We start from the raw sequence: 12614 nt of genomic DNA on the forward strand, positions 1-12614 counted from the left end.
CACAAATGGCTACTGTAAGCCTTCATCTTCAAGAGCTGTTTTATAAGCCTGCCAAATCTTTTGTTGAGGTTTAGCAAGTGGATAATTAGAAAACTCCTGAGGAGAAACCCAACGAACTTCTCTGTCAGAAAACTGTTTTGTTTCCGTCACTTGACCTGCTAGGATTTGAATATGCCATTTCCGATGACTAAATACATGCTTTACCTGGTCAAATACTTGCTGGGACCAATTCACTTCTAAATCATAATCCTGCTCAAAGTTTTCTTGAGGACTTGGTCCAAAAGCTCTGCTTTCCTCTTTGACTTGTGAAAAGAGATCTAGTTGATTATCATCGCTAGAGAAATCGTCAACTTCAATCAGTGGGAAATGCCAAAAACCGGCTAGTAGTTTCTCGCTTTCGTTTTTCTCAAGAAGATATTGACCATGGTCGTTGCGTACAACTAAAGCCTTGAGATAGATTGAGAGAGGCTTTTTCTTGGGTTCTTTAATCGGATATACATCCATAGTTCCATTCCGATAGGCTGCGCTAAAGTTCCTAACAGGGCTTTCTTCTGGTCGAGGGTTAACTGGAGCCTCTATGTCAGAGCCTAAATCCATCAGAGCTTGGTTAAAGTCTCCTGGTCGTTCTGGGTCAATCAAGATTTCCATCATGGCTTGGAAAATCTTTCGATTGCTGGGAACTCCGATATCATGATTAACCTCAAATAAGCGTGCCAAAACCCGCATGACATTGCCATCGACCGCTGGCTCAGGCAAGTTAAAAGCGATACTGGAAATAGCTCCCGCTGTGTAAGGGCCAATTCCTTTCAGGCAAGATATTCCTTCATAGGTATCTGGAAATTGACCACTAAAGTCAGCCATAATCTGCTGAGCTGCAGCCTGCATATTGCGCACTCGAGAATAGTATCCCAATCCCTCCCAAGCCTTCAGCAAACGCTCTTCAGGGGCATTCGCCAAACTTTCTACTGTTGGAAACCAGTCCAAGAATCGTTCGTAGTATGGAATAACTGTATCCACTCTGGTCTGCTGAAGCATGATTTCAGATATCCAGATGTGATAAGGATTTTTACTTCTCCGCCAAGGCAAATCTCGCTTGTTTTCATCATACCAGTTGAGGAGTTTCTCACGGAAAGAAATGATCTTCTCCTCCGGCCACATGACGATACCATATTTTTTCAAATCTAACATACATCTAGTATAACATAGAAGCTTCTAACTGTCCTTTTCTCAGTACTAAAAAGCCTCTTCCCATGGGAAAGAGGACTAAATCTTATTGATGAACTGCTTGAGCTGCTGTGATAAGGGTCAACTTGTACACATCATCTGCATTACATCCACGAGAGAGGTCGTTAACAGGTTTGTTCAAACCTTGCAAAACAGGACCTACTGCCGCAAAGCCACCAAGACGTTCTGCAATCTTATAGCCAATATTCCCCGCTTCGATACCAGGGAAGATAAAGACAGTTGCTTGCCCAGCAACGTTACTTCCTGGAGCTTTCAATGCTGCAGTTTCAGGGTGGAAGGCCGCATCAAATTGCAATTCTCCATCGATTTCAAGGTCAGGACGCAAATCGTGTGCAATTTTTGTTGCTTCAACAACTTTATCAACACTATCACCAAAACCTGAGCCTTTAGTAGAATAGCTTAGCATGGCAATTTTAGGTTCAATACCAAACATCTTAGCAGTGATTGCTGAGTTGATAGCAATCTCAGCCAAGGCTTCCGCATCTGGATTGATATTAATGGCACAGTCACCAAATAGGTAACGTTCCGTACCACGAACCATGAGGAAGGCACCTGACGTACGAGTAACGTTTGGACGAGTTTTAATGATTTGTAGGGCTGGGCGAACTGTTGAGGCAGTTGAGTGAATAGCTCCTGACACCATACCGTCAACCAATCCCAAGTATACTAGCATCACACCAAAGTAGTTGACATCTTCAACCAAAACTTTACGCGCTTCTTCTTCAGTCATTTTGCCCTTACGACGCTCTACTAAGGCAGCAACCATTTCTTCGAATTGAGGATAGTGTTGGGGATCAATTACTTCATAACCATCCATGATCCCTTCGATTTCAAGATAAATTTTGATTTTTTCTGGGTTCCCAAGCAAAACAGGAACAACTTCTGTTTCTTTTACCAAGCGTTTTGTTGCCTGAAGAATACGAGGTTCTTCCCCTTCAGGGAGAACAATACGAGCATTTTTGCCAACTAGGTTGGCTTTGAGATTTTCAAAAACTTCCATGAGTTTTCTCCTTTAAGAAAATAAATTATACTCCAAATAGATTTTAAAGAGTATTAGTTGATAACTGAGTAATAAGATTGCTGAAATCATCCGGTAAGGGGCTTTCTAGTTGCAAATCTTGCTCTAGAAAGGGATGATAAAAAGATAAATAATGACAATGCAAGGCCTGGCGTTGAATCCCATCGTCTAGGCCGCCTCCATAGAGATCGTCTCCCAACAAAGGAAAACCAATATGAGAAAAATGCACTCGGATTTGGTGGGTTCGCCCAGTATGCAGGCGAATATCAACTAGGTGAATATTTCCATAAGACGCTACAACTTTGTAAGACGTATGAGCGTATTTCCCACCTTTGGCAACCCGTCTCGTGATAATGGAATCTTCATCACGCGCAATCGGGGCAATAATCTCCCCTTCAGGCTCCAAGACACCAGCTCCTTTAACTAAAGCAAAATACCGTTTTTCGATAGACTTTCGTTGCAACTGCTTGTCTAAACGTGCATGAGCGTAGCCGTGTTTGGCAAAAAGCATCAAACCAGAAGTATCTCTATCAAGCCTAGTGACGATGTGAACTTGCTGATTTTCATATTCCTGTTTAACATAGTAGCCCTTGATAAAATTAGCAATGGTATTGGAATGATTGACACTGGGGATGGAAGCTACTCCATCAGGCTTATTCAAAACCAGAAAATGGTCATCCTCATAGAGAATATCCAGTGGACGCTCAATTGCTTCTAACGTTTCAAAGCCTTCCTCCGCTGGAATATCGATGGTAACTCTATCTCCAATGTCTAAGAGATGGATTGCATTTTGAGGTTGGCCATTGACCAGAATAGCCCCACCTCGAAACTTAATCTTAGCCAAAAGTCCCTTAGAAACCTCGTGTTTCTTGAGGAAAGTTTTGACTTTGACGTGCTCATCTGCGAGAAATTCGAACCTCATTCATCCACCTCGCCGATGAAGGCATCTTTGACACGATTCCAGAAACTAGTATGGCTTGGAGTCGCTACGAAGTGAATCTTGTGATGGTCAATTTGATACTCAATCCGTTCGATATTACGGAATGAATAGACGCTGTTATCGACTGATATCGTGTGGTAATCATTGCGTGTCGGCAAAAGTTCAATCTTATCTTTTTTGGGAATAATGATCGATGATCCCAAAGTACGATAGACTCGGTTGTTAAGACTCGCTATCTCCGTCAACTGCAAGGCTTCAATGGTCGGATGCAAGACAGCTCCACCCAAGGACTTGTTGTAGGCAGTACTTCCCGTCGGCGTTGAAACAGTCACTCCATCTCCACGAAATCGCTCGAACGGAACATGGTTAATGATGATATCTGCCACCATGGTCCGGTCTGATCGACGGATACTCGCTTCATTTAAAGCACGGAAGATTTTCACTTCTCCATTTTCAAGCGTTACCTTGACATTCAAAACAGGATAGGAGACCTTGGCACCAGTGTCTAGCAGAAGATTGGTCACCAACTGATCCAGCTCAAAATCACGATAATCTGTGTAAAATCCCAAATGCCCTGTATGAACACCTACAAATCGAACCTTGTCTAACTGATTCTCATACTTGTGAAAGGCAGACAAAAGCATCCCGTCGCCACCAATCGAAATGACGATGTCGGGATTGGTATCGTTCAGTATAAAATGTTGTTTCTTTAGTTTTTCCCTCAGCTCATGCAAGACCTTCTGACTCTGAGGTTTTCTATTTGCTATGAGGTCAACTCGTTTACCTGTATTCTTCATCTGTATCGTCACTATTTCCTACACCATCGTTTAGTTTTCTGCTCAATGGATCAAAGAGAGCCTGCGCTTCCTGGATATCATCACGAATCTTACCCATTTCTTCATCCAGTTGATAGGCTATTTTGGCCGTGATTTCCAGTCTTTTCCTGATTTCTTCTGGAAAATCGCCCTGGTATTTATAATTGAGCGAGTGTTCAATCGTAGCCCAGAAATTCATGGCTAAAGTCCGTATTTGGATTTCCGCCAAAATCGTCTTCGCTCCGTTGATCGTATCAACCGTGTACTCGACAACCACGTGATAAGAACGATAACCCGAAGCCTTACGATGAGTGATATAATCTCGTTCCTGAACGATTCTCATATCTTGGCGTTTACGTAGAATCTCAACTACCTCTTTAACATCATCAACAAACTGAACCATGACACGTAAACCCGCAATGTCTTGCAGATCATGTTCCAGACTTGCATATGTAATTCCTCGACGAGCCATCTTTTCTTTGATACTTTCAATCGGTTTTACCCGACCCGTTACAAACTCAATCGGAGAATGCTTGTTTTGCTTACGATACTGTTTGCGAATTCCCCGAAGTTTGATCTTCAATTCACCAACAGCCTGAATGTAAGGATCTAAAAATTCTTCCCATTCTATGGTCATACTTTCTCCCTTGTAATGTTTGATTGCTCTGTCGAAAATCTTTGATTTTTTCAGTACATTCGTATACAATAAATACATTGTCCATTATACCATAAATCGCTTTCAAAGATATAGAAAAGGTTGAAAAAATGAAACATTTAGAAATAGAATTGAAAACACTTCTGAAAAAAGAGGAATATGATCATCTAAAAAAACAGTTTTTCCATATCCAACCCGTTCTTCAGAAGAACTACTACATTGACACACCTGATTTTCAATTACGTGAAAAGAAGGTTGCCATGCGCATTCGCACTTTTGCAGATTGGGCGGAATTGACCTTGAAAGTGCCTCAAACTGTAGGAAATATGGAATACAACCAGAAACTAACTCTTCCAGAAGCTAAATCATACCTAGAAAAACAAAAACTACCTCAAGGGCTCGTTCTAGAGAAGCTCGCTAAGATTGGCATCGAAAGCCATGATTGGCTTGTTCTAGGCTGTCTTTCAACTCTACGTTATGAAACGAAAACAGAAATTGGCTTAATGGCCTTAGATGAAAGTCACTACTTTGACCAAACGGACTATGAACTGGAGCTTGAAGTCACTGACCATGAAAAAGGAAAAACCGATTTTCAGAAATTTTTAGATGAAAATCAGATAACTTATCAGAAAGCTCCATCAAAATTAATTCGTTTTATTAAAAGCATGAAAAAAAGCTGAAATAATCTCCTTTTTTTGGTAAAATAGAAAAGATAAAAATAAAAGAATCTAGCTTTGAAAAACAAAACTTTCTCAAAGAAGATTCACAAAGTTTACAGAGGACGGTCTATAATGTCAGATAGAAACAACATGAAACTTTTCACCCTAAACTCTAACCCAGAAATCGCTCAAAAGATTGCGGATACAGTTGGTGTACCTCTCGGAAAATTATCCTCTCGTCAATTTTCTGACGGAGAAATCCAGGTCAACATCGAAGAAAGTGTCCGTGGTTACGATGTTTACATCATCCAGTCAACCAGCTACCCCGTTAGCAACCACTTGATGGAATTATTAATCATGGTTGATGCTTGTGTACGTGCAAGTGCTCATAGTATCAACGTTGTCCTTCCTTACTTTGGTTATGCTCGCCAGGATCGTATCGCTTCTTCTCGCGAACCCCTCACTGCAAAACTAGTTGCCAATATGCTTGTCAAAGCTGGTGTAAGTCGTGTTCTAACGCTTGATCTCCACGCTGTTCAGGTCCAAGGTTTCTTTGATATTCCTGTAGATAATCTTTATACTGTTCCTCTATTTGCTAAGCACTACTGTGATAAAGGACTCCTTGGCTCCGATGTTGTTGTTGTCAGTCCAAAGAACTCTGGTGTTAAACGTGCACGTAGTTTGGCTGAATACCTTGATGCTCCTATCGCTATCATTGACTACGCGCAAGACGATTCTAATCGTAACGAAGGCTATATCATTGGGGATGTCGAAGGCAAGAAGGCTATCTTAATTGACGATATTCTAAACACTGGTCGTACTTTCTCTGAAGCTGCCAAAATCGTTGAACGTGAAGGTGCAACTGAGATTTATGCAGTTTCTAGTCACGGTTTATTTGTTGAAGGTGCAGCAGACCTCCTTGACGCTACAAACATCAAAGAAATCCTAGTGACAGACTCCGTAGCAACCAAAGAAAGAACTCCTGAAAATGTATGTTACATTACTGCTAGCGAGTTAATCGGAGATGCGATCGTCCGCATCCATGAAAGAAAACCAGTCAGCCCACTCTTTGCTTACAACAAAAAGAAATAAGGTGATTCTTTGATTTATTTGGACAATGCTGCTACGACTCCTATGTCAGCAGTAGCTATTTCTGAAATGACCAAGGTCATGCAAGAAACTCATGGTAATCCTTCTAGTATTCATAGTCATGGTCGGCAGGCTGGCAAACTCTTGCGAGAAGCTCGTCAAGACTTAGCCCTCTTACTAGGAACAAAACCTCAACATATCTTTTTCACGTCTGGCGGTACAGAAAGTAACAATACAGCCATTATTAGCTATTGTCTCCGTCATCAAAATCGTGGAAAACATATCATTACAACAGCTATTGAACATCATTCTGTGCTTGAGACTATCAATTATCTGGTGCAACATTTTGGCTTTGAAGCGACCATTATCGAACCAGTAAATCAAGAAATTACTCCCCAGCAAATTCAAGAGGCATTACGTGACGATACCATTCTCGTTTCCACTATGTATGCTAATAATGAAACGGGCAGTCTCTTACCTATCGCTGAGATTGGACGTGTTTTAAAAGAGCATCCTGCGGCTTATCATGTAGACGCTGTTCAAGCTATCGGAAAAGTTCCTATCCATCCCGAGGAATTAGGAATTGATTTTCTCAGCGCTTCTGCCCACAAATTCCGTGGGCCAAAGGGAATCGGCTTTCTTTATGCTTCTTCCGCAGACTTTGATTCCTATCTTCACGGTGGAGACCAAGAACAAAAGAAACGGGCTGGAACAGAAAACCTCGCTGCCATTGTAGGCATGGTCGCTGCTCTCAAAGAGGATTTAGAGCAACAAGCTGAACATTACCAAAAACTAGAGAGATTAAAATCTGCTTTTCTAGATGAGATTGCAGATCTAGAATACTATCTCAACGAAAGCCAACACCAGCTTCCTTATGTTGTCAATATTGGCTTTCCTGGTCAAAAAAATGATTTGCTCTTGCTACGGTTAGACCTTGAAGGAATTTCAATTTCTACCGGTTCAGCTTGTACTGCTGGTGTTGTACAAACCAGTCATGTGCTTGAAGCATTTTATGGACCAGATTCGCATCGTTTGAAAGAATCTGTCCGTATCAGTCTGTCTCCTCTTAATACCGAGGAAGAACTGAAACAACTCGCACAAACCTTAAAAAATATTATTGGAGATTAATCTAATGGCATTCGAAAAAACCATTAAACTACAAAACTGCCGCTACGACTATACACTTAGCCCATCTGTCAAAAAGTTCACACTCAAAGATAATACTTTCTTTGAAACAAAAGTTGGAAACTTCGAACTAACTCGTCTGCTTGAGAAAGTACCTAACAGCGGTGAAGGCTTCAACCTAAAAATCATCATCAATAAAGACCTTACAGGTGCTAAACTCAACATCACTGACAAATCTGGCCTTCGTTTGGTCAATATCTTTAAATCAGAAGACCATCATATTCACCAAGAGAAATTCTACTTCCTCATGGACAGCCTTGTAGAACGCGGAATCTTCACAAAAGAAGAAAGATAATTGGCTATGTATCGACTTACCTATCAAGATAACTATCACGTAGAACGTACACTTGAATATAAGGATTACGAAGAGCTTATGTTATCTCTATCAGGTTGTGTAACTCTTCCAGATACATTCCTAGTTACCTCATTAACCTTTGATGATAAAGTTATCTATCAAGGATTGGTCGGAGATCTCTACCGTTTTCTATCACAAGCTAATTTTTAAGACTAAAACTAAGATTTTCTTAGTTTTTTCTTGTTTTTGTTGATTTTTTCACAATGTTTCTATAAAATAGAAGAATAGAAAGGTTGTGGTTTTGTGAAAGATAAACAGTCTGCTATTCCAAAAGCAACAGCAAAAAGACTCTCTCTCTACTATCGAATTTTCAAGAGATTTCATGCAGAAAAAATTGAACGTGCCAACTCCAAGCAAATTGCAGAGGCTATTGGTATCGATTCTGCGACTGTTCGTCGTGATTTTTCCTATTTTGGCGAACTAGGTCGTCGTGGTTTTGGTTATGATGTTAAAAAACTGATGACTTTTTTTGCTGACCTCCTAAATGACAACTCCATTACCAATGTTATGTTGGTTGGGATTGGGAATATGGGGCATGCCCTTCTCCACTATCGCTTCCATGAGCGTAACAAGATGAAAATCATCATGGCATTTGACCTAGATGACCATCCAGAAGTCGGAACCCAAACACCTGATGGAATTCCAATCTATGGTATCTCTCAAATTAAAGAAAAAATCAAAGAAGCAGATGTTAAAACTGCTATCCTAACTGTTCCAAGTGTTAAATCACAAGAAGTCGCCAATCTTTTGGTCGATGCAGGTGTAAAAGGTATTCTCAGTTTTTCCCCTGTTCACCTCCACCTTCCAAAAGATGTGGTCGTTCAGTATGTCGATTTGACAAGCGAACTCCAAACCCTCCTCTATTTTATGCGTAAAGAGGATTAGAAAGCGAAAGCATTTATGAAAAAACCAGTTATTGGGATTACAGGAAATGAAAAAGCTCATCCAGATGATGACATCATGATGAGCTATGCAGCAAAGGGCTTTGTTGAAGGAGTCAAGGACGCTGGCGGAATTCCAATCATCCTACCGATTGGTGATCAAGAAATAGCTACCCATTACATTAGTATCATTGATAAGCTCATCCTAACGGGTGGGCAAAATGTTGATCCAAAATTCTACGGTGAGCCTAAAACCATTGACAGTGATGACTACCATCTTCAAAGAGACCAGTTTGAATTAGCCCTTATCAGAGAAGCGATTAAACAGAAGAAACCAATTTTCTCTGTTTGCCGGGGTACTCAGCTTTTCAATGTCGCTATGGGAGGTACGCTTCACCAAGATATCGAGGATCATTGGCAGGACTGTTCAGCCGAATACACGACTCAACGGCTCGTAACGGAACCCGATACCATTCTCCGAGAAATCTATGGAGAAATCTCTCATATCAACTCCTTCCACCACCAGAGCATTAAAGATTTAGCTCCTAATCTTAAGGTTGTAGCACATGATCCTAAAGATGGAATCATTGAGGCAGTGACAACTACGGATGGCTTTCCTTACCTTGGTGTCCAATGGCATCCAGAATTTCTATTTGAAAATCGCCCCAAAGATAAAACATTGTTTGACTATGTTGTTAACGAACTCTAGATTAGATCCGTCTTTTCACGGTAACTAAAGTAATCTGAGTGCGAGACAATCAGGTGGTCCAAGAAAACGATTCCCATCAGCTCACAAGCTTCCTTCACTAGCTTAGTGACATGATCGTCATTTCGACTAGGAGATACAGCACCGGATGGATGATTGTGAACGAGAATCACTGAGGTAGCCATATGCTTCAAAGCATAGTGAAGGATTTCCCGTGGTTCAGCAATGCTGCGTGTCGCAGAACCGATAAAAATAGTTTGCTGATGGATGATTTGATTTTGAGTATTGAGATAGAGCGCCACTAGGTGCTCTTGTTTTTTGTCGCCAAGTTCCTGTTGCATTTTCTTGGCTAGCTTTTGACTACTGAGAATACTTTCCATCTCAAGGGTTTCATGTTTGTGAATGCGATGCCCCAGTTCAATCACCGCTTGTAATTCAATGGCCTTAATCCGTCCAATACCAGACAGACTTTGCAATTCCTGCAGGGTCATTTTTTTCAGATCAGTTAGACTAGTCAGACTATTCAAGACTTTCTGAGCAATTTCAAAAACGTTGGCCTGACGCGTTCCAGTTCTGAGCAGAATAGCTAGTAATTCTTGATTGCTCAGAGCCTCTACTCCTTCTTTAACTAGTCTTTCTCTAGGCAAGAGTGAATCTTCTTGGAATGAAATACTGTACATAAAAATCCTCCTCACTTTATTATTCGTAAGAAGGATGAAAAATTAGATTTTTTTCTCAATTGGAGCTACACTGGCTAGGAGTTTTTTCAGCCCTACTTCTGGGAAATTGATTTTTAGTTCCTGAGTATCACCACTCCCCGACACTTCAAGGACTGTTCCTTCACCCCACTTTTTGTGAAGTGCAATATCTCCAATAGACCAGCTTGTATCAGTCGAATCTTTTTTATTTCCAGCTGCAAACTGTCCAAATGGGAGACCACTTGACTGGATAGAGCTTGGTGCAGCATTGCGTTTCCGTTCTTGAAGGGCCTGAGCTAAGCTCATACCTTGACCGAAAGCAATACCACCACTGCTATAAGAGGCTTTAAAGCTAGTATTCGCTGGACGGGCCAAACCTTGATAGTCAAGCAAGTCCGAACTAATTTCATTGATGAAACGGGTCGGACGATTGTAGTTGGTACGCCCAAAAAGCAAGCGTGAATTGGCATTGGTCAGATAGAGGATTTTCTCCGCACGCGTAATTCCTACATAGGCCAAACGGCGTTCTTCTTCCAGTTCATCAGGATCTTCAGCCGCACGGCTAAGCGGAAAGACATTTTCCTCCATCCCAATGATAAAGACAACTGGGAACTCGAGTCCTTTCGCTGCATGGAGGGTCATCAAGGTTACTTCAGATGTCTCCTGACTGCCTGAATCCGTATCCGCAATCAAGGCTAAGTCATTCAAGAAACGACTGAGTTTATCCAAACCTGTTTCTTCTTCCAGACTATCAGGATTGTCATCAAAGTTCTTGGTAACAGATAGGAACTCTTCGATATTTTCAATCCGCGCCTTGCTTTCCAAGGTTGCCTGAGCATTAAGAATATCGACATAACCTGTTTTTTCAAGAACCACCTCAACCAACTCTGTAATGGTTAATTGGTCAACTTGCTCCCGCAAACCCAGAATCATATTGGCAAAGTCCCAGATAGACTGGGCTGCTTTTCCTTTGATGCCAGACAGCATGATATTGGCTGAAGCGTCTAGCATGGACATCTCTTGTAGGTTAGCAAAGTCGCGAATTTTCTCAACAGTACCTGGCCCAATTCCACGTTTAGGCTCGTTGATAATACGCTCAAAACTGATATTGTCACTCAAATTAGCAATAAGATTAAGGTAGGCAATAATATCACGAATTTCCTTACGGCTGTAGAACTTGGTCCCTCCAACCATGGTATAAGGAATATTGGACTTGAGCAGCGCTTCCTCAATAGTACGGGATTGCGCATTAGTCCGATAAAGAACTGCAAAATCCTTGTGGAGGAAGTTTTGGCTACGACCAAGTTCATCGATGGTTTTGGCTACAAAAACAGCCTCATCTTGTTCGTCGTTCGCTCTGTAGTAGACGATTTGCTCCCCATCCGCATTCTGGGTCCAGAGATTCTTAGGGCGGCGATTTTTATTGTTTTTTATGACGTCGTTTGCTGCTTGAAGAATGGTTTTAGTTGAACGGTAATTTTCTTCCAACAAAACGACCTTGGCGTTAGGGTAATCTTTCTCAAAATCCAAGATATTCTGCATATCAGCCCCACGCCAACCGTAGATAGACTGGTCCGCATCACCGACCACGCAGATATTTTTAAAGCGTGAAGCCAAGAGTTTGACCAGTTGGTACTGGGCATGGTTGGTATCTTGGTACTCATCAACGTGAATGTACTGGAACTTCTGCTGATAGTAGGTCAAGACATCAGGGTTTTGATCAAAGAGACGCAGGGTCAACATAATCAAATCATCAAAGTCAACGGACTCAGACTGACGAAGCTCTTTCTGATAGGCTGTATAACACTGGGCTACGATTTGCGTGTACATATCACCAGTTTGGGCAGCATAAGCCACATCATCAATCAAGTCATTCTTAGCATTGGAAATGGTCCCCAAAATAGTCCGTTCATTCCATTTTTTCGGATCTAAGTTTAATTGCTTGAGAATGCGTTTCATAAGAGTTCGTTGCTCTCCTGGATCTACAATAGTGAAATTTCGGTTATAACCAATATGATCCGCATCGCGACGTAGGATACGAACACACATGGAATGAAAGGTCGCAATTAGGCAGTCCTGTGTTGCTGGATTGAGTCCATAGGCACGCTCCTTCATCTCACGCGCAGCCTTATTGGTAAAGGTAATGGCCAAGATATTCCAAGGATTGACCATCTTTTCATCAATCAAGTAGGCGATTCTGTGAGTTAAAACACGAGTCTTTCCAGAACCAGCACCCGCCATGATTAACAAGGGCCCTTCTGTCGTTTGCACCGCCTCGGCTTGACGGTCATTCATTCCATTCAATAATGCGTTCATTTTCTCTTCCTTACTCTTGAAGTCAATGTTTCTATTATATCAAAAATCAGGG

14 protein-coding genes are annotated in these 12614 nt (G+C 41.5%); 7 read left to right on the plus strand and 7 right to left on the minus strand.

Going from position 1 to position 12614, the window contains the following annotated elements; all coding sequences use genetic code 11:
- Window positions 1–9: 9 nt before the first annotated feature.
- The 5 genes from mutY to yjbM all read right to left on the minus strand — a co-directional run bounded on the left by mutY (window position 10) and on the right by yjbM (window position 4655).
- Window positions 10–1188, minus strand: coding sequence for an A/G-specific adenine glycosylase (gene mutY / locus ATE37_RS01555; RefSeq protein ID WP_084867356.1), 1179 nt, complete (start codon window positions 1186–1188; stop codon window positions 10–12).
- Window positions 1189–1270: 82 nt separating this feature from the next.
- Window positions 1271–2245, minus strand: coding sequence for a phosphate acetyltransferase (gene pta, locus ATE37_RS01560; RefSeq protein WP_000451563.1), 975 nt, complete (start codon window positions 2243–2245; stop codon window positions 1271–1273).
- 43 nt (window positions 2246–2288) lie between these two features.
- Complete coding sequence (locus ATE37_RS01565) at window positions 2289–3185, minus strand: RluA family pseudouridine synthase (RefSeq protein WP_084867358.1); 897 nt, start codon at window positions 3183–3185, stop codon at window positions 2289–2291.
- Window positions 3182–4000: an NAD kinase gene (locus ATE37_RS01570; protein WP_000799063.1), complete on the minus strand. Its 819-nt coding sequence runs from the start codon at window positions 3998–4000 to the stop codon at window positions 3182–3184. Before ATE37_RS01570 ends, ATE37_RS01565 begins: the two co-directional genes overlap by 4 nt.
- A complete protein-coding gene (gene yjbM / locus ATE37_RS01575) occupies window positions 3984–4655 on the minus strand; it encodes a GTP diphosphokinase (RefSeq protein WP_000151553.1) in 672 nt (223 codons plus the stop codon). Before yjbM ends, ATE37_RS01570 begins: the two co-directional genes overlap by 17 nt.
- Window positions 4656–4783: 128 nt before the next feature.
- On the opposite strand from yjbM, the gene ATE37_RS01580 reads away from it, so the two are divergent.
- From ATE37_RS01580 to ATE37_RS01610, 7 genes are all read left to right on the plus strand, one after another.
- Complete coding sequence (locus ATE37_RS01580) at window positions 4784–5353, plus strand: CYTH domain-containing protein (RefSeq protein ID WP_084867360.1); 570 nt, start codon at window positions 4784–4786, stop codon at window positions 5351–5353.
- A 111-nt stretch (window positions 5354–5464) separates the two neighbouring features.
- Window positions 5465–6424: a ribose-phosphate diphosphokinase gene (locus ATE37_RS01585; protein ID WP_001283847.1), complete on the plus strand. Its 960-nt coding sequence runs from the start codon at window positions 5465–5467 to the stop codon at window positions 6422–6424.
- A gap of 9 nt (window positions 6425–6433) precedes the next feature.
- Window positions 6434–7549, plus strand: a complete 1116-nt coding sequence (locus ATE37_RS01590) for a cysteine desulfurase family protein (RefSeq protein ID WP_084867361.1) — start codon at window positions 6434–6436, stop codon at window positions 7547–7549.
- A gap of 4 nt (window positions 7550–7553) precedes the next feature.
- Window positions 7554–7901 carry a DUF1831 domain-containing protein gene (locus ATE37_RS01595; protein WP_000863519.1) on the plus strand — a complete coding sequence of 116 codons (348 nt, stop codon included), beginning with the start codon at window positions 7554–7556 and terminating at the stop codon, window positions 7899–7901.
- Window positions 7902–7907: 6 nt separating this feature from the next.
- On the plus strand, window positions 7908–8111 hold the full coding sequence (locus ATE37_RS01600; protein WP_025169551.1) for a DUF4649 family protein: 204 nt from the start codon (window positions 7908–7910) through the stop codon (window positions 8109–8111).
- A 93-nt stretch (window positions 8112–8204) separates the two neighbouring features.
- The gene (locus tag ATE37_RS01605) at window positions 8205–8846 is read left to right on the plus strand and encodes a redox-sensing transcriptional repressor Rex (RefSeq protein ID WP_084867363.1); all 642 of its coding nucleotides are present in this window, start codon (window positions 8205–8207) and stop codon (window positions 8844–8846) included.
- A gap of 15 nt (window positions 8847–8861) precedes the next feature.
- Window positions 8862–9551, plus strand: a complete 690-nt coding sequence (locus ATE37_RS01610; RefSeq protein ID WP_084867365.1) for a gamma-glutamyl-gamma-aminobutyrate hydrolase family protein — start codon at window positions 8862–8864, stop codon at window positions 9549–9551.
- On the opposite strand, the gene radC is transcribed toward ATE37_RS01610, so the two are convergent.
- Entirely contained in the window at window positions 9548–10228 is a 681-nt protein-coding gene (gene radC, locus ATE37_RS01615) for a RadC family protein (protein WP_000286942.1), read from the minus strand. The two genes, ATE37_RS01610 and radC, sit on opposite strands and share 4 nt — an antisense overlap.
- A gap of 42 nt (window positions 10229–10270) precedes the next feature.
- Complete coding sequence (pcrA, locus tag ATE37_RS01620; protein WP_084867367.1) at window positions 10271–12562, minus strand: DNA helicase PcrA; 2292 nt, start codon at window positions 12560–12562, stop codon at window positions 10271–10273.
- Window positions 12563–12614 lie beyond the last annotated feature (52 nt).

The sequence above is a fragment of the Streptococcus oralis subsp. tigurinus genome (assembly GCF_002093575.1).
Lineage (GTDB): Bacteria > Bacillota > Bacilli > Lactobacillales > Streptococcaceae > Streptococcus > Streptococcus oralis_CH.